19 protein-coding genes are annotated in these 17,347 nt (G+C 47.2%); 6 read left to right on the top strand and 13 right to left on the bottom strand.

Annotated features, from left to right (window positions below; genetic code table 11):
- Positions 1-38: 38 nt before the first annotated feature.
- The gene (locus P5G61_RS28925; protein ID WP_079346825.1) at positions 39-359 is read right to left on the bottom strand and encodes a hypothetical protein; all 321 of its coding nucleotides are present in this window, start codon (positions 357-359) and stop codon (positions 39-41) included.
- A gap of 423 nt (positions 360-782) precedes the next feature.
- On the opposite strand from P5G61_RS28925, the gene P5G61_RS28920 reads away from it, so the two are divergent.
- Entirely contained in the window at positions 783-1,022 is a 240-nt protein-coding gene (locus tag P5G61_RS28920) for a hypothetical protein (RefSeq protein ID WP_024630323.1), read from the top strand.
- 125 nt (positions 1,023-1,147) lie between these two features.
- Here P5G61_RS28920 and P5G61_RS28915 read toward each other — a convergent pair whose 3' ends face one another.
- From P5G61_RS28915 to P5G61_RS28890, 6 genes are all read right to left on the bottom strand, one after another.
- A complete protein-coding gene (locus P5G61_RS28915) occupies positions 1,148-1,300 on the bottom strand; it encodes a hypothetical protein (RefSeq protein WP_179132691.1) in 153 nt (50 codons plus the stop codon).
- A gap of 248 nt (positions 1,301-1,548) precedes the next feature.
- Positions 1,549-3,024, bottom strand: coding sequence for an aldehyde dehydrogenase family protein (locus tag P5G61_RS28910; protein WP_301249696.1), 1,476 nt, complete (start codon positions 3,022-3,024; stop codon positions 1,549-1,551).
- Between the two features lie 179 nt (positions 3,025-3,203).
- A complete protein-coding gene (locus P5G61_RS28905) occupies positions 3,204-3,743 on the bottom strand; it encodes a GNAT family N-acetyltransferase (RefSeq protein ID WP_301249695.1) in 540 nt (179 codons plus the stop codon).
- A gap of 183 nt (positions 3,744-3,926) precedes the next feature.
- Positions 3,927-4,265 (bottom strand): L,D-transpeptidase, encoded by a 339-nt coding sequence (locus tag P5G61_RS28900; protein WP_301249694.1) that lies wholly within the window; start codon positions 4,263-4,265, stop codon positions 3,927-3,929.
- A 56-nt stretch (positions 4,266-4,321) separates the two neighbouring features.
- Positions 4,322-5,401: a ribosome small subunit-dependent GTPase A gene (rsgA, locus tag P5G61_RS28895; protein ID WP_435874303.1), complete on the bottom strand. Its 1,080-nt coding sequence runs from the start codon at positions 5,399-5,401 to the stop codon at positions 4,322-4,324.
- 492 nt (positions 5,402-5,893) lie between these two features.
- Complete coding sequence (locus tag P5G61_RS28890) at positions 5,894-6,487, bottom strand: DUF2087 domain-containing protein (RefSeq protein WP_024630318.1); 594 nt, start codon at positions 6,485-6,487, stop codon at positions 5,894-5,896.
- A gap of 176 nt (positions 6,488-6,663) precedes the next feature.
- Between P5G61_RS28890 and P5G61_RS28885 the strand changes: the two genes are divergently transcribed.
- The 3 genes from P5G61_RS28885 (at position 6,664) to P5G61_RS28875 (ending at position 8,812) form a co-directional block, all read left to right on the top strand.
- On the top strand, positions 6,664-7,662 hold the full coding sequence (locus P5G61_RS28885) for a YpdA family putative bacillithiol disulfide reductase (protein ID WP_301249692.1): 999 nt from the start codon (positions 6,664-6,666) through the stop codon (positions 7,660-7,662).
- A gap of 5 nt (positions 7,663-7,667) precedes the next feature.
- Positions 7,668-8,111, top strand: coding sequence for a DUF441 domain-containing protein (locus P5G61_RS28880; protein WP_301249690.1), 444 nt, complete (start codon positions 7,668-7,670; stop codon positions 8,109-8,111).
- Between the two features lie 185 nt (positions 8,112-8,296).
- Positions 8,297-8,812, top strand: coding sequence for a hypothetical protein (locus P5G61_RS28875; RefSeq protein ID WP_024630315.1), 516 nt, complete (start codon positions 8,297-8,299; stop codon positions 8,810-8,812).
- Between the two features lie 118 nt (positions 8,813-8,930).
- On the opposite strand, the gene P5G61_RS28870 is transcribed toward P5G61_RS28875, so the two are convergent.
- Positions 8,931-9,380, bottom strand: a complete 450-nt coding sequence (locus P5G61_RS28870) for an NUDIX domain-containing protein (protein ID WP_024630314.1) — start codon at positions 9,378-9,380, stop codon at positions 8,931-8,933.
- A gap of 71 nt (positions 9,381-9,451) precedes the next feature.
- Complete coding sequence (locus tag P5G61_RS28865) at positions 9,452-9,748, bottom strand: HesB/YadR/YfhF family protein (RefSeq protein ID WP_024630313.1); 297 nt, start codon at positions 9,746-9,748, stop codon at positions 9,452-9,454.
- 530 nt (positions 9,749-10,278) lie between these two features.
- On the opposite strand from P5G61_RS28865, the gene P5G61_RS28860 reads away from it, so the two are divergent.
- Together P5G61_RS28860 and P5G61_RS28855 are read left to right on the top strand one after the other, a co-directional pair.
- Positions 10,279-12,024, top strand: coding sequence for an ABC transporter ATP-binding protein (locus P5G61_RS28860; protein ID WP_301249688.1), 1,746 nt, complete (start codon positions 10,279-10,281; stop codon positions 12,022-12,024).
- Between the two features lie 12 nt (positions 12,025-12,036).
- Positions 12,037-14,127 carry an ABC transporter ATP-binding protein gene (locus tag P5G61_RS28855; protein ID WP_301249687.1) on the top strand — a complete coding sequence of 697 codons (2,091 nt, stop codon included), beginning with the start codon at positions 12,037-12,039 and terminating at the stop codon, positions 14,125-14,127.
- A gap of 164 nt (positions 14,128-14,291) precedes the next feature.
- Here the strand turns inward: P5G61_RS28855 and P5G61_RS28850 are convergent, their stop codons facing one another.
- The 4 genes from P5G61_RS28850 to P5G61_RS28835 all read right to left on the bottom strand — a co-directional run bounded on the left by P5G61_RS28850 (position 14,292) and on the right by P5G61_RS28835 (position 17,343).
- Positions 14,292-14,948: a YdcF family protein gene (locus tag P5G61_RS28850; RefSeq protein WP_301249685.1), complete on the bottom strand. Its 657-nt coding sequence runs from the start codon at positions 14,946-14,948 to the stop codon at positions 14,292-14,294.
- The gene (locus P5G61_RS28845) at positions 14,945-15,490 is read right to left on the bottom strand and encodes a hypothetical protein (RefSeq protein ID WP_079346860.1); all 546 of its coding nucleotides are present in this window, start codon (positions 15,488-15,490) and stop codon (positions 14,945-14,947) included. The genes P5G61_RS28850 and P5G61_RS28845 overlap by 4 nt, the downstream gene beginning before the upstream one ends.
- A 102-nt stretch (positions 15,491-15,592) precedes the next feature.
- Positions 15,593-16,303, bottom strand: a complete 711-nt coding sequence (locus P5G61_RS28840; RefSeq protein ID WP_301249684.1) for a hypothetical protein — start codon at positions 16,301-16,303, stop codon at positions 15,593-15,595.
- On the bottom strand, positions 16,300-17,343 hold the full coding sequence (locus P5G61_RS28835) for an ATP-binding cassette domain-containing protein (RefSeq protein WP_301249683.1): 1,044 nt from the start codon (positions 17,341-17,343) through the stop codon (positions 16,300-16,302). The genes P5G61_RS28840 and P5G61_RS28835 overlap by 4 nt, the downstream gene beginning before the upstream one ends.
- Between the last annotated feature and the right edge of the window lie 4 nt (positions 17,344-17,347).

Below are 17,347 nucleotides of genomic sequence, written 5' to 3'. Positions count from 1 at the left end.
TATTTCATTGCCGTAATCAATATATACGTTCAGAACGTTCATTCGTTGCTGTCCCGCTGAAACAATGAACGTCTTCCATAGACAGGCGCTTCTTCAGAAGTGGTGGAGAATGCCCGCTGGACTCGCACACAACTTCCTTGACGCAGCCCAGTTTCCATTAACTGTTGTGCGTTCTGTGGTGAGAACCACAATCCTTCCGGAAATTTGGCTTCAAGGATGTACTGAATGCCCTCTCCTGGTGCCTGGCCGAATATACGAACCCCCAGCAATGTCTTCAGATGTTCAATAGTACATTCATCCGGGACCTCGATGTCGAACCACTCGCCTTCCTCCCGGCCGGAATACACGGTAAGAATCAAAATAATCCCTCCCATGGTCTCATATGTAAATTGTCCTAGTGTCAAATTAAATCAAAAGAAAGTAGATGAAACGCTATTCCATCCCTATTTTCTTACATAAACACCCTGTTTGCAATGTGCAACCTGTAATTTTGTTACATATGACCCACGTATATATTAAAATATCGTCCATTCGACTCAGAACTTTCGAGGCAGTAGTCACGTTAATTATTGCAAAGATGCGAAAACACACGAATTCCTTCCATATAAATGGAAATGACAAGCTGGTTTTTCGGGACTTTTTATTGCTTCGCCCACAATTGAATTGTGAACACTTTTCAAACATTGCCCACCTTTATGTTTTCATAAGCTGATTTTAAGGTAATTTTAAGCATTGGTATTTAATATAACCAGTAAGAAATAACTCTCGTGAGGTGATTTCTAGTGAGAACACTAATAACTTTTCAAAACAAATCAATCCCTGTATATTTCAATCAAGAAAACAAACAACCTGTGCAAAAGACACTCCGATTGCTCAGCAGTGCCCTTGAGCATAAGATCAGCAATGGTAAACGTGCTTTACAGAAATGTCTGCAATCATTGATTAGTATTGAGATTGTCGGTGGTGAAGCCATTCTTCACAGCCGTAGCGAAAATGACTCCCTCGCCTTATCACTTTATTAAGATGAGTCAGTTGTTTGCTTCAACTTGGAAACTGCGAATTCATTCATTCGCGAACATAAGGAAAAGGAAGCTTGCCGTCGAGGACAAGCTTCCTTTTTTGTGTATCGAATCCCTTTTATCTATCTCTAATGCAATCTGCTGACGACATAGGCGGTTTCGTGTTCTTCTTCCATCTCGGCCTTCTGGATTCGAATGACAAACAATCGAACCAGATTATCACGTGTATTTTCTTCCTGACAAGTATTCAGCTTTCTCAGAATGAAACGGTCAATGGACATGAAGTTCAGGCCCCTTTACCTATTGGATTTACGGATCTCTTCTGCCCGTGTACCCATAAATAACCAGATTTCAGAAGCTCCAAACAGCTTTTCCACATCATTTCCTCACCTGTTTTTCAAGCATGTAAAAACATGCAAAAGACCGCCCCATCAAGCTTGAGGCGGGTTTTGCGCGATCTTTGTCACGCTTTACCGAAACCTATCTGATTATAAAACAAAGTAGTTTCTAAGCCACGCTAGCTGTCGAACTATTGCACTCCAGGATAATCCCGATATTGATGCTGAATGCTGATCCAGCGAGTCCGCGTGAATTTCTCGATAGCCCAATCGCCACCGAAACGGCCAATACCTGAGGATTTCTCGCCACCAAACATGACATGAGCCTCATCATTCACGGATTGATCATTGACATGCACCATGCCCGATTCAATCTGCTGAGCAATTTGATACCCTCTTTCGAGATTTCGGGTAAATACCGAGCCGCTTAATCCATAAGGCGTATCATTTGCCAGGCGCACGGCCTCCTGCTCATCCTGCGCTTTCATGATTACCGCGACAGGTCCAAACAGTTCCTGTTGTACAATATGCTGATCCGGTTGCACATCCGCGAGCACGGTGGGCTCCAGCACACTGCCTTTGCTTGTACCACCCAGCAGCAATCTGGCTCCTTCCGCCTTGGCTCCTTTAATCAAGTCAAGCAGCCGTTCCACTTCCTTCTCACGAATAAGCGGGCCAACCAGCGTTTGGGCATCGGCAGGGTCACCAGCCTGAATTTTTTTTGTTTTAGCGAGAAAAGATTCTACGAACTTGTCGTAAATATCAGCATGCACAATAATACGATTAAGGGCCATACAGATCTGCCCCTGATGCAGGAATTTACCGAACACCGCAGACTCCGCAGCACGTTCAATGTCCGCGTCTTCCAGGACAACCATCGCATTGTTGCCACCAAGCTCAAGCGCAGTTTCTTTCAAATGCTCACCAGCCAGTTTGCCGATGCCCTGCCCCACCTTTGTGGAGCCTGTAAAGGAAATGACTTTAGGTATGGGTTGCGCTACAAAATAATCGCCTATCTCACTCCCGCTTCCAGCAACCACATTCAGTACGCCTTCAGGTAATCCTGCTTGCTCAAACAGATCCGCAATAAGCCAGCCAGCTGTAATCGGGGTATCGGACGCCGGCTTAATAACGACTCCATTACCCAGAGCAATAGCCGGAGCTACAGAACGTAGACACAAATGCAAAGGAAAATTCCAAGGACCGATGACACCAATGACTCCCTTGGGCTCGCGCACAACACGATTCTCTTTCCCTGGTGTATTTGAAGGTAGAATTTCCCCCTTCATTCGATAAGGGAACGAAGCAGCTTCATCCACAATCCGTTTCGCAGAAGCAAACTCTGCCTCAGCCTTGATGCGTGTGCTTCCGGATTCCGTAATCAGCAGCTTTACAATTTCCTCTTTGCGCTCTGTCATGAGAGCCGACACTTTGCGAAGTACACCTTCTTTTACCGCTGGCAGGGATTTCTTCCATTCCACCGAGCTCTTTTGGGCGGCCTCATATGCCTGATCTATATCTTCCTTGTTCGAGGATCGCCAGGTTGCGATGACCTCTCCCGTGTACGGATTTTTATTTTCCAGTGTTTTCTCGCCGGAGCCTTCTACCCATTCGCCATTAATAAATTGTTTCGTCCATGTTGTATGTTCTGTCTCCATTAAAGTCATATGAATAACGCCTCCCAATCAAGATTGAATGTCACACCTCAAAGCGGTGTAGTAGTTCATTAACCTTGTTAAGGATTACGCAAACGTGAAGAACAGTTGAATCCTTTCATCCTCACCTAGGAAAAAGCGCATCAATGGTCTACATATTCAGCTACATATTCAGCCATATTTTCATCATCCTACTGTCTGGTCAGGTCTTTTCCTCCAAATAGCGTCAAGTCCTCCCAGCCATAAGCAACCTCTGCCAGATCTTGACCGCCAATCCGGATTTGCTGTGTTTGGACAGGGATTCCGCCCATCTTTTCATAGAAACGACAGGCTGAATTTTGCTCCAGTGCCCAGATCAACAAACTCCCCATGTTCAGGGAATGGAGATAACGAACGACGTGTCTTGCCAGCTGCTGGCCAATCCCCGTTTGTTGCACTTCTTTCAGTAAATAAATGGCATATAGCTCAGCATCGTAAGGCAACTTGCCTTCACGTTCCTTTCCACCGCAGGCAAATCCGACAATTTCCCCGTTGTCCTGTTCAGCCACCACCAGAATCTGTTCCTTTTCGCCAGAGCGAATATTTCGCTCCCATTGGGACAGCCTTGATTCCGTAGTCAGATTATCCAAAAAATCATCAGGCACGATCCCCCGATATGTCGTCTTCCAACTCTCTGTATGTACATGAGCTACGGCTTTCGCATCCCCTTCACGCGCCGGTCTAATCCGCATGTAATCACTCACTTTCTCTCATCACTTCCGTGGCTTTACAATAGTATATGTGCAATGCGTATTAATTCCAAATCCATCCACATGGACCATTATCCGAATTGATTCTCTAGATCAATGGAGGAGTCTGGTCCTTCTCTATGGATATCGCTAAGCGCTTCTATTCGTTGGCGTAAAAATCCGGCCCTAGGGCCGGATCGTTACTAGTGTGCCTACCGGCACTTTGGAAGACAGATCCAGCACATCCGAGTTATACATGCGTATGCATCCATGGGAAACGGACTTGCCAATGGATGAAGGATCATTGGTTCCATGAATTCCATAATGCGGCGCCGATAACCCCATCCAAAGAACGCCAAATGGCCCTCCAGGATTCTCCTGCTTGTTAATAATTGTAAACACGCCGTTTGGCGTTTGCGTAAGCATCTTGCCTATTGCGACAGGATAGCCCTTAACCACCTGCGAGCCATCCAAAAGATATAACATGTGATCCGACAGGTCCACGATGATGCTGTAATCAGGCATGGTGACATCCCTCCTAACCTATCCTATGCAGGATACAAAGGGATGCCCACCTGGTCTCAGGCCTCTTCCCAGTCTTTTGTACTGCGAACATGTTTTGGTTTGCGGGAACTGACAGGTTTGCTTGAAGCGGTCCGTCGTTTGGAGGCTATCTCTTCTTTGCGTTGTTGAAACTTCAGTTCCTTTTGCATTTTCAAGTAGTTACCCAACCTTTTTTCATCCAATGAACCTGCCTGAATGGCCTCCTTCACTGCGCAACCGGCTTCCCGGGTATGGGTGCAATCCTGGAACCTGCATTCCGCAGCGAGCTGCTCAATTTCACCAAAGGCGTGAGACAAACCATCCTGACCTTCATCCCACAGATTAAGTTCACGCATTCCCGGCGTGTCAATCAATACCGCTCCCTGCGGCAGTACGAACAATTCCCGATGAGTGGTCGTATGCCGTCCACGGCTGTCATCCTCACGAACGGCCTGCGTGAGCTGTACACTTTCACCCATCATCCAATTGACCAGAGTAGACTTGCCACTACCGGAAGAACCCGTCAAGGCAACCGTTGTGCCTGGAGACAGAAATTTTTCAAGTAAAGACTTGCCCTGATCCTGAACAGCTGACAATGCCAACACTTCAATCCCTGGAGCAATGCCCTCCACCAGCGAAATTTGTTCTTCCACATTCTCACACAGATCGCTTTTGCTTAGAATGATGACCGGTCTGACGCCACCATTCCAGGCCATCATAATGTACCTTTCGAGCCGTCTCAGATTAAAATCATGATTAAGAGCAGCAACGATCAGCAATGTATCCACATTCGCCGCAATCAATTGCTCTTTGGTCACTGAACCAGCGGCTTGTCTGGATACCCTGCTCTGACGCGGCACAATGCTGTGAATGATGGCTTCTTCTCCAGCTTGCCCTGTAACAGCGACCCAGTCCCCAACGGCAGGCACAACGCCCGTTTCCAGATGATCATGACGCATCCGTCCGGATACCCGTCCCCAGCATTCTCCCTCAGACGTAATCAGCCGAAGCAATTGCCCGTGATCCGCAATAATTCTTGCTGGTTTTCTTGATTGTTCTTCCATCCCCGTCTGCTGCCACAGCTCCTGCCACTTTGCAGACCAGCCGTATTTCTCCATCGTGTTATTCAAAATAAAAATTCCTCCCGATATTTGGTGTTTTATCCTTCATTGACATTGACAACGATCAACACTGAACGCTCCGATCCGGCATCAAAAGCAAATAAGCCACGAGCAGCACTGCACCCGCGGCAATAAGAAGTTAGCCGAATGGATGGTTGTTTGTACGGTATTCATATTGGACGCATCATTACGACAATCCAATACTCGTTATCCAGAAACAACCCATTTTCGGCATACAAAAAGCCACGGGTACGTCACCCGTGGCTTCATTTGTGCATGTTAATTTATTTTACGTACAAGGACAATATTGCGAACAATACTGCCAACTGCCGTAAAATTACATGCATTGATCCGTTCCGGAGACGCTGTTCATATTCAAATTAACGTATACTGCCATTAGATTTGTCATTTAACATCGCCTCCCTTGTAGAATTATCCATCATGTTACACAGCTTCAACTGCTTTTGTCAAGTCTAATTATTTATTCACTTATTTCACTTGATCCCACCGTGTCCACATTTCCTTCGGATTCAGCTCATAGATCCCATCTTCACGGTACATGAACTGGTGCATGATAAACTCCCGACGAATGGTGGCAAAATCCTCATGATAATTTTGAATAAACGTATTGATCTCTTTCTCTGTATACTTCCGTCCGAATTCAAGCTGCTCCACCAAATGACCCAGCACAATCAGCTTTTTCTTATATTGAGCCGGGATTTGGCGCAGTCGTCCATCCTTGGAGAAAAAATTTCGCATCACGGATGCCTTCAGCGTTTCATTCACATCACTCATATCGGCAACCTCCTCTTGTCTAAAAATAAAATCAACTGAAGCCTGCGCATGCTCCCGAATAAAATAGGGATTAAGCGAGAAAAACACCGTATTTTTCTCTCTTCGTTCCTTGATTAGCGCCGCTTCTCTTAGCTTGGATGCATGATGTGTAACGGTTGGCTGTGACAGGTTAAGCTTCTCAGCAAGCGCTTGACCGTGAAGTTCTCCCTGGGACAACAGCAGCAGCATCCGAAGCCGGGTAGGATCAGCCAGGGCTTTATGGTAAGCCACAATCTTCTCCAGTTGCATTTCACTCAACTCACTTCCATTTAGATGATTATCTAATTTGATATTAGTCTTTTCCCTCTCCTAAGTCAATTCCCCAGCATCAAGATCATATCTTTGCGTCAGAATCCTTCTAGAACTGGCATTGAGCCCGTATTTACGGTAGGATTATAATGCTTGAAATAAGGAGGATTAAGAACATGGAAGATGTCATTATTATCGGCGGAGGCCCATGCGGTCTGTCTGCTGCCATTGAATGTGAGCGGCTGGGACTGTCCGCTGTCATTGTTGAGAAATACAATATCGTCCAATCTATTTATCTGTATCCAACCCATATGCAGTTTTTCAGTACAGCGGAATTGCTAGAGATTGGGAATGTTCCGTTCAGCACTCCGAACGACAAACCTTTTCGTTACGAGGCACTCGCCTATTATCGCAAGGTAGCCGAACATTTCGGTCTTCGCGTTCATAATTATGAGGAAGCCCAAGAAATCAAACACAAGGACGATGGCTCGTTCGAGGTACATACAGTCAATCGTCGTGGGCAGACAGTCGTTCATGAAGGACGAAATGTTGTTGTTGCTACAGGTTATTTTGACCACCCTAACTATCTTGGCATCCCTGGAGAAGACAAGGATAAAGTCACTCATTATTTCCGCGAAGCTCATCCTTATACACGTACACGTGTCGCCATCATTGGAGGTAGTAATTCAGCTGTCGATGCTGCCATGGAACTCGTTCGTGTCGGCGCACATATCGACATGGTTTATCGTGGGAACGGTGTTTCAGAGCACATTAAACCGTGGGTTCGTCCATTGTTCGAAAGTATGGTGCAAAAAGGCAAAATCTCACTTCATCTTGGCTCACGTGTAAATGAAATTTTGGACGATTCCATTCGTCTGCTGCATTCTGATGGATCAACAAGTGAACTGGAAAATGACTTTGTGCTGGCCTTGACCGGTTTCCGTCCTGACCGCAAACTGCTTTCTTCCGTAGGTGTCGAGATGTCCGAGGATATGGATAAACCAGTATATAATCCGCAGACAATGGAGAGCAGCGTACCAGGTATATACGTTGGCGGAGTAATCGCATCAGGACGCAACGCCAATGAAGTGTTTATCGAATCCGGGCGCTGGCATGGAAGATATATTGCAGAACATATCGTAGGTCGTCATCGCGGGCAGACCGAAGGGGAATGAAATCAATGGATATGACCTCACTGCTGTTGCTCGTGTTTGCGGCGCTAGGTATTATCAGCAGTAATACACCCGTAACCGTAGCCATGGTATTTCTGTTGTTGCTGCGGGTACTGAACCTGAATCAGGCTTTTCCCTGGCTGGAAAAGTATGGACTCACGATCGGTATCATCATCCTGACTATTGGTGTTATGGCACCACTTGCCAGCGGCAAGATCAGTTTGCAGACGATTGGAGAGTCTTTTCTGCACTGGAAATCATTGCTCGCCATTGGTGTCGGATTACTTGTTGCCTATCTGGGAGGACGAGGAGCTACACTGATGAGTACACAGCCTACCGTCGTTGCCGGGCTGCTTATAGGTACTGTGCTTGGCGTTGCCTTGTTCAAGGGTGTGCCGGTCGGCCCCCTGATTGCAGCAGGGATTTTATCCTTACTGCTGGGAAAATCATGATCAAAGTTGGGACTTGACATCCTTCTGCCGACTGGCTGTTTTTCCCACCGTTGTATGATATACTTCTATTCATGCAATTCAAGCACCCAAGTCCATAGCAGAGAAATCAATTGAATGATCCTTCATTCCGTATTAAATTGATTCACCTCGCAACTATTAATGGCCGCAGGAGGATTCAGGAACCCATGTCACGTCAGTTTGTTACAGAAGCCGTGATGGTGGCAATTTACGGTCAATTACTCGCGCCGCCGGCGCCTGTTGAATATATTGTTCCTTATACCACCATCCTTGAGTTATATGAATTCCAGACCAGCCCTGACCCTTTGATGGATAATCCGGCAGATGACCAGCATGTGAAATCCAAGATTAACGAAATCATTTCTTATTTTGAAGAACCGTTGAATAAGAAAAAAATAGAGCGTGCCCTTGCTGTTCCCTGGGCCAAAAGTCCGTCCATCCTGTTTGGTGATCAGGTCTCCATTGCCATCATTAATGCGATTGATACCGCACAATATGGTGAATATTTTGATCCAATTGAGACCGAACTGCTTCTCACTTCACAGCGTTTGGATACCCCTATCCTTACTGATCAGGTCGAATTGATTGCACGTATCATTGAATCGGCATCCCCTGTGCAGGTATTCGATATTGACGATTTTGATTTTGCGATGGATGATGAAGAACCACTCGATCAAGTCTAAGTAGGAAACCCTAGTTTATGATAAGGGTCATCGTACTCATGGATATTGGTCCATCGATTGCTGATTGCCATAACAAAGAAGAAGCCTTCCCGGGAGGAAAGGCTTCTTCTTTGTTGTATTATTCTATCTCGGAGTACCTCAGCAATAAGCGACTAAGATCATTCAGCCTAGGCAACGATTTGAGATCAAAAAACTTAAGTCCGGCTTCGCTATTCACTCGTGATTCTACGAGCGAATCCTGAACAATGTGTGCCCTGAACAGGGCAATAACAAAATATTCTTCATCCCCACTGGCATGCAAATGTCTCAGATTCGGACCGGAGTGCAAACCTTCAAGTGTCATATGAGTGGCGGTCCACCCCGTCTCTTCCCACAGTTCCCTGTGCGCAGTGTCCTCAATGGCTTCTCCCGGGCGCATCTGTCCCGCAGGAATACGCCAATGTCCGTGTTCAGCGTGCTGAATCAGCAATAATTCACCTTTTTCATTCTCGGCCCGAACCGCCGCCTTTACAACAATATGAGAGCGGTTCGCGATATACTGGGCCAAATCTCGGGCTGGCGGATTCACTTCGTATCTCCTCCTGTTCGAAAATTGGTGCGTCCGGTGATGAGCCATTCTATATACGCAGAGATATCACTTTAAATCTCAGTGTAGCGATATTCGATATCCTGTCCTTCTTCAACGACATCTACATGAAGTTGATGACCCTTCAGATACCAGTAATCATGATCTTCCATAAAAAATTGGATACCCGATACCTTCGTTTGATCCGCAGGATGTCTCGGTTCCTCCACAGCGATCCCGAGGGAAAAGCCGGGATGAAGACCTCCGCCGGAGCTATAACGGGCGAAGAATCGAATGCTGTCTCCTTCGTTCAAATTCAGTTCTTCCTTATACCAGCGAGCAGCGCGGTCAGATACATGTATGGTACTCATTTGGTGTCAGCTCCTTCTCTATATATATGTTCCATCATATCGCTAGAATGGCCTGATTACAAACCTCAACCACCCCAAATACATAAAAAAAGTTGATTCACGCCTCATTATTCCATCACAATCCGCAGCATCTTCTGTTTTGAAAAACGTTTGACAGATTGTAAAAGTCGGTGTTAAGATGCAAACATACGAGATCCACATGCAATTTATTACCAAAAAAGAAAGGGTGATTACGGTGTTTAACTATGACGATCTACATCAATTCAGCACACAACTAAATACCGGAGCACCCATGAAATCGTTATTCCGTTCATAAGACCGCATCACAGAAGCCTCTAATCAGGTTTGCTGTTTTGTACTCTCACAATCGAACTTTATCTACGGTGGTGGCTCTGCTCTCGGAGCCATGCTGCCGTATGAATGATACCCAAGACATACCGCCTGCGTGCGGTATGTCTTTTTTTGTGGGTTCAGCTGGCTAAACATGAACGGAACATGCATTTCACGAACTTGAAAGGAAGGGATACCACTTGTTCTCTGTACTTAAAAATCTGGCCTGGTTCTTCCGGCTGGAACGCAAACGATACCTCATTGGTGTCACCTTGCTTATTATGGTGGGCATCATTGAACTGCTGCCACCTCGTCTTCTGGGCAATGCCATTGACGAGATTGTACGCGGTTCCATTACCGGCGCCTCACTCACACGTTACATTTTACTTATTCTAGGATCGGTCATCATTATCTATCTGACAACGTACATATGGATGCACAAACTCTTTGGCGGTGCCAATCTGGTTGAACGCTTGCTGCGGTCACGCTTTATGGACCATTTATTGCGGATGACCCCGCCTTTTTTTGAGAAAAACAGAACTGGCGATCTGATGGCACGTGCTACGAATGATCTTCGTTCCATTGCCACCACAGCAGGCTTCGGCATGCTGACGTTAACCGACTCCACTGCTTTTCTGGCAACCGTATTATTCGCCATGGGTTTTCTGGTTAGCTGGAAGCTGACCCTGGCTGCAATTTTGCCTCTGCCTTTTATCGCCATCGCCATGATGATCTATGGTAAAGCTGTGCACCAAAGATACACACTGGCACAGGATGCATTCGGGGACATGAACGATCAGGTGCTTGAATCGATTGCCGGCATTCGAGTCGTGCGAGCCTATGTCCAGGAACGTCTGGACGAGAAACGGTTCGCCGATGTAACCGAAGATGTGTACCGCAAAAATCTGGCTGTTGCCAAGATGGACGCACTGTTTGAACCCACCATCCGGTTATGTGTCGGCCTCAGTTATGTGATCGCGCTTGCCTACGGCATTTATCTTGTTTTTCATAATGAAATTACCCTGGGTGATCTCGTATCGTTCAATATGTACCTGGGGATGATGATCTGGCCTATGTTCGCCATTGGCGAATTGATTAACCTGATGCAGCGTGGTAGTGCCTCACTCGATCGTGTCAACGAGACGTTATCTGTAGAACCTGCCGTCAAAGACATTGAGCAACCTGCTCACATTACGAATCCGGAAGAGATTGCGATGCAGGACGTCACCTTCCGTTACCCTAGTTCTACCATCGACAATCTCAGTCATGTCAGCTTTTCGCTTCGACGTGGGCAGACACTTGGTATCGTGGGACGTACAGGTAGCGGCAAGTCCACCCTGCTCAAACAACTGCTTCATGAATACCCGGCCGGATCGGGTAAGTTAAGCATCTCCGGTCATCCAATCCAGGATATCGCCAAAGACGACCTGCACAGCTGGATAGGATACGTTCCTCAGGAACAGGTACTGTTCTCCAAATCCGTCCGTCAGAACATTCAATTCGGCAAGCCGGGTGCAGATGATGGCGTAATTATGGAAGCGATTCGTACCGCAGCTTTTGATGGGGATCTGGGTACGTTATCCGATGGTCTGGACACACTCGTTGGTGAAAAAGGAATTGCGCTGTCCGGTGGACAGAAACAGCGGGTATCGCTGGCGCGTGCCTTTATCGCCGATCCGGACATTTTGATTCTGGATGATGCCTTATCTGCCGTCGATGCACGAACCGAAGCCAAAATTATTGAAAATATACGTAACAAACGCTCAAACAAAACAACGCTGATCTCGACTCACCGCCTGTCCGCTATCGAACACGCTGACCGGATCATCGTACTGGAGCACGGTAAAATTACGGAAGAAGGAACCCATCAGGAACTGCTTGCTATGAACGGCTGGTACCGTGAACAGTATGAACGGCAACAGGTGGAGTCTAATTTGTCCACGTAGGAGGTCAACGCTTTGAAGTCTAATACAGGCAAACGGCTGCTTCAATACGCCCTGAAAGCCAAAGGTACGTTTATTGCCGCTTTAATTATGCTTACGATCGGAGTTGCGGCTGAGCTTGCCGGCCCTTTCATCGCCAAGTCCATGATCGACAATCATCTGCTCGCTATTGAGCAGCCTTTCTATGAGACCACTGCTTCTGACGAAGCGGCCGTCTACAATGGAAAGAACTACAAACGTGAAGGCCGGTTTGAACCGGATGAAACGAAAGGTACCGCGGTACGCGTACTGCAGGCTGGAAGAAGTTTTTATTTTGTGAATGAACCCGTTAGTGCGCCCGATGGAGATCGAACCTATGCAGACGGAACACTGACGGTTACACGTGCAGGCGAAGTGACGGGTCAATATGCGGCGGTGCCTCTATCCGCTGGTGAACTCTTTGCCTTTTACAAACCGGAAATGCCAAGCATCTATCAACTGATTGTGTATTACCTGATCTTCCTTGTCATCTCTGTCATTATGGAGTTTGGTAAAACATACTGGCTGCAATCGTCTGCCAACAAAGTCATTCAAAGACTTCGGAACGATGTGTATGCACACATCCAACGATTGCCGGTACACTTTTTCGATAACCTGCCTGCAGGTAAAGTGGTTTCCCGGGTTACCAACGATACCGAAGCCGTCAAGGATCTGTTCGTTGCAGTTCTGTCCAACTTTTTCTCAGGAATCATTACCATTGCGGGAGTGTATGTTGCGCTCTTCCTGCTGGATTTCCGCCTCGGATTAATCTCTCTGTTCGTTGTACCGATGCTGGTGCTGTGGATTGTGCTCTATCGTAAAATCGCGACTCGTTACAATACGATTATCCGTTCACGGCTGAGCGAGATTAATGCGATTATTAACGAATCCATTCAGGGGATGTCCATTATCCGGGTATTCCGTCATCAGAAACAGACCAAGCAGGAATTTGAGGATCTGAATGATGATTATATGAAACACCAGAACAAAATGCTCAACCTGAACGCTTTCACCTCACACAATCTGGTTAACGTACTGCGGAATATGGCGTTTGCGGTTGTCCTGTGGTACTTCGGCTCCAGTGTGCTGGACGGCACAAGTATCATCTCGCTGGGTGTACTGTATGCATTTGTTGACGTCCTCGGCCGTTTGTTCCAGCCGATTACAGGTATGGTGAACCAACTGGCCAACCTGGATTCCTCCCTTGTATCAGCTGGACGTGTCTTTGAGTTGATGGATGAGCAAGGTGAACCGGTAACTGATGGCTCCATGCCGAGATACAAAGGTAATGTCGTGTTTGACGATGTATCCTTTGCTTACAAAAAGGATTATGTCCTGAACAATATCTCGTTCAAAGCATCACAAGGTCAAACGGTCGCCCTGGTGGGCCATACCGGTTCGGGTAAAAGCTCGATCATCAACCTGCTGTTCCGGTTCTATGATCCACAGAAAGGCAAGATTACAATCGACGGTCAGAACGTCAAGGATTTGCCTAAACAGTGGATTCGCGAACATATGGGCATCGTATTACAAGATCCATACCTGTTCACGGGTACCGTGGCGTCCAATGTCAGTCTCGGAGATGAGAAGATTACGCGTGCACAGATTGAACAGGCGCTGCGTGACGTAGGGGCTGAGCGAATTCTCGCCCATCTTCCGCAAGGATTCGACGAGCCCGTTATCGAAAAAGGAAGCACGTTATCTGCCGGACAACGGCAATTGATCTCCTTCGCTCGTGCACTGGCCTTCGATCCGGCGATCCTGATACTCGATGAAGCTACGGCGAACATTGATACCGAAACGGAAGCCTTAATTCAAAATGCGCTCGAAGTCCTCAAAAAAGGACGCACCACCTTCATCATCGCCCACCGTCTGTCCACCATTCGTTCAGCAGACCAGATTCTGGTCCTGCATCGCGGACGTATTGTTGAACAAGGCGCACATGATGAATTAATGGAACTTAAAGGACGCTATTATCAGATGTATCAGCTACAGCAAGGTGCTCAAGCAGCACCAGATACGAATGGAAATAACCTACTAGGCGAGGCCATTCGAACCACTTCCTCCTTTGCTGGAGGCAGCGTGTAAGTTAGCACGGGAATAATTGTGAATATAATCCAACAACCAACCGATATGCCCGCGGACCTCTTGGTCAGCGGCAGATCGGTTTTTTATTTTTGCAGCGATCAATTATCCCGGAACATAGATACAATGGGAAACTTGCGCAAAAAAAAAGACAATCGCGCAGTCAGTCACTTTCCGTGCTGCTGCGGATTGTCGATCCATCCCTTGACCGTATACCCCATATATAATATCGTCTCTCTTGCCAGAAAAGGAAATTGGGTGCGCCAGGTCTGGTAAGCCGTCGTTCGTGTTGGGGACGGAACAGCATCCATGCCGAGTCTGCTAGCAAGCTTCATCGCCCGTTTCATATGTAACGGATCACTTACAATCGTGTAGGTGTGAAATCCCGCCTGTTCCCCGACACTAAACGAATTCACCAGATTTTCCTCCGTAATTTTCGATTCCGTCTCAATTTGAATATCTGCCAGAGCTACACCATGTGCAACGGCGTATTCTCGTCCAACTTCGGCTTCAGAACGCTCTCCAGCCCGGCCGGAACCACCAGTAAAGAGCAGATGGCTGATCGTCCCCTGGCGATATAATAAAATGGCGTGCTCTATACGTTCGCGAAATACGGGTGAAGGGTTCTCCCCTTCTACGGCTGCACCGAGGATAATGGCTGCATCACTCTGTCTGGAGGATTCCTCATCAGTGTACGTCCAGATAAGCAACGCCGTAGTTATAGTCCACATGACTCCAATCAACACGAGTGATGCAATGGAGATTGCCAGCCAGTGTTTACTTTTTATTTTACGAATTCGGGACTTGCCTTCCATCACAATCATTCATCCTCTTCCAGCGCCCGGGCGTTCATACTCACTGCATGCATACGTTCGAGTGTGTGCAACGCTGCCGCGGATTCGGCATCCAATCCCAGCTCTGCAATCCAGGCACCTGTGTACTGCTGAAGACTAATCTCCAGCTTCTGCGCACGATCTTTGAAATCTTCCAGTTCCTTAATCATGCGCGATCGTCCTTCAGGACTGAATGTCTCATGAATCCGTTCCTTGAAATAGTGATGTACAATGCTGTTACGCTGCTTCCATAGTTCATTCAACTGGCGAGTCTCTTCCTCAGAAAAGGTAAAATGATGGCGCACCTCATGAATGAGTTGCCCGAGTGAACTGCTCATCTTTCGTTCATACAGATCTTCCAGATCTTCTTCGGATACAACCTTGCCCTGAGACAATTTCATTAATAAAATCAGATTGACCAGTTGCTGTTCAAGCGCCTGTCCATAATATACAGCCAATCCGTAATAGGCAAACAATTCTCTGGAGTGTTCGCTGTCCAGCATGTCACCATGCTGCATGTCTGTATTTTGCATAAGCGAGCGCCCCCTTTATCTCCGTACATTACTTTGCATTCCAACGTCCCTCTATGGTAACGAAACACAGAGCAACATTCAAGTTAAGGGGAATAATAGCCTTTAACTCCGCAAATCCCTTTTTCCCGATAGCCAGATATGAATGATGAGCAGAACTACGGCATAGAGTATAGCCCACATTGTCGTCAGAAGAACAGCCCCCAGCTTTGATTCTTCAAATAACATCATTTCACGGACCAGATAAAATGCCGGAGGCAAGACTTTGACAACCCATTGCATGAATTCAGGCAAACGTCCGCTTAATGAACCTTGGACTAACGATAATAACAGTACAACAATGAACGGCGGCATACTGCGGCTCAGCATGGGAATGTATGATTTTTGAAAGAAAACACTGAGTCCCAGACCCAGAAGCGACAACGCCAGATGCCCGGCCCAAGCCATGGTCCACTCCCCAGCACTCGGCAGTCTTCCAAACATGCCCGTAACAACAGGATATAGCACGGTAATTGCTGTCAGGCCGAATTGCATGATTAACGCACAGATCAATTGTGCAAAGACAACCTTGCGTTTGTTTCCTGCATGGAGAACGAGCAATTGATACTGCCCCGCAGGTTCCGTGTTCATTACCGTTAAGCCCAGCCAGGCCGCACCAAAAAAAAGAAGCATGGCCGTAACGCTGTAACTGTCCGCAACAGGATTAGGTTTGTAGGAATAGATGAGCAGCATTGTAATGATATAAAAGATCACCGGCGCAACATATTTCTGTGAACGTATGTAATGTTTTAACAAATAACGGGTCAAGTGGATCATTGGAGGTCACCTCTTACCGTAGACATGGAGGAAAGGAACTCTGCCTTATCCCTGTTCATAGCCTCACCCGGATGACGCCCCTCCATCAATCCTTCCATATGTAATCGGCTCTCTTCCGGATGCACGGAAAGGATGGAACCGCCCAAAGCCAGAATCTTTCCAATGATCCGGTCTGCCGAACTGCGTGACACCCTCCAATCCCATACTTCGCCTCCATAATCCTGATGAACTACGCTGCGATGGCATGCAATGACTCCCGGTTGTTCAATAAGCAGCGCATCGATAACGGATTGTTCCCGTCCTTCCATCACACTTTGGATGCTCACAGCGGGCTCTCCAGCTTGCTGTAAATCTTCCTGATTCCAGCGACGCAGCACTGTTCCCTTGTGTAATACGATGACCTGATCCGCGAGACGTTCTATAAGCAAGGGTTCATGGCAAGCTGTAACGATTTGACTGCCTTCCTTTTTCCACTGTCCGAGCAAGGCTACGATCGCTTCCTGCGCCGGGACGTCCAGACCGGACAATGGTTCATCAAGCAGCAATAACCCATCAGGGCCAGGCAAAAGAGCCTGAATCAGATTCACCTTCTGCAAGGTACCTTTGGACAACTGTGGCAGGTTTTGATCCAGTGCCGTGCCCAAGAATAACAGCTCGCTCAGTTCACTTATCCGCTGACGCAGTATTTCAGGACGCATGCCACGTATTCGTCCCATTTCCCACAGGTACTCTCTTGAGGTAAAGGGCAAACGTGGCAGTCCATCGAGTGCATACATAACCCGTCCATGCAAGGGCTTGTTCAGCGAACCGGCTTCAGGCAGTAATATGCCTGCCAGCACACGCAGCAACGTGCTTTTGCCTGAGCCATTTCTGCCCACCAGGACGATACACTCTCCCTTGCCTACTTCCAAATTGATATCATTCAGTACCTGCACATCCCCAAGTCGTTTGCTCACACGTTGAAGTGATATATCTCGTCCTGTTGAGTCCGTTGCGGCTTTTCCTGCTTTATCGAATCTTCCAATTCCCATCCATCCCATAAGT

This window comes from Paenibacillus vandeheii (assembly GCF_030433635.1).
Classification (GTDB): domain Bacteria; phylum Bacillota; class Bacilli; order Paenibacillales; family Paenibacillaceae; genus Paenibacillus; species Paenibacillus vandeheii.
Note: the sequence above shows the minus strand (reverse complement) of the source record. Positions and strands in the feature narration are given on the sequence as shown.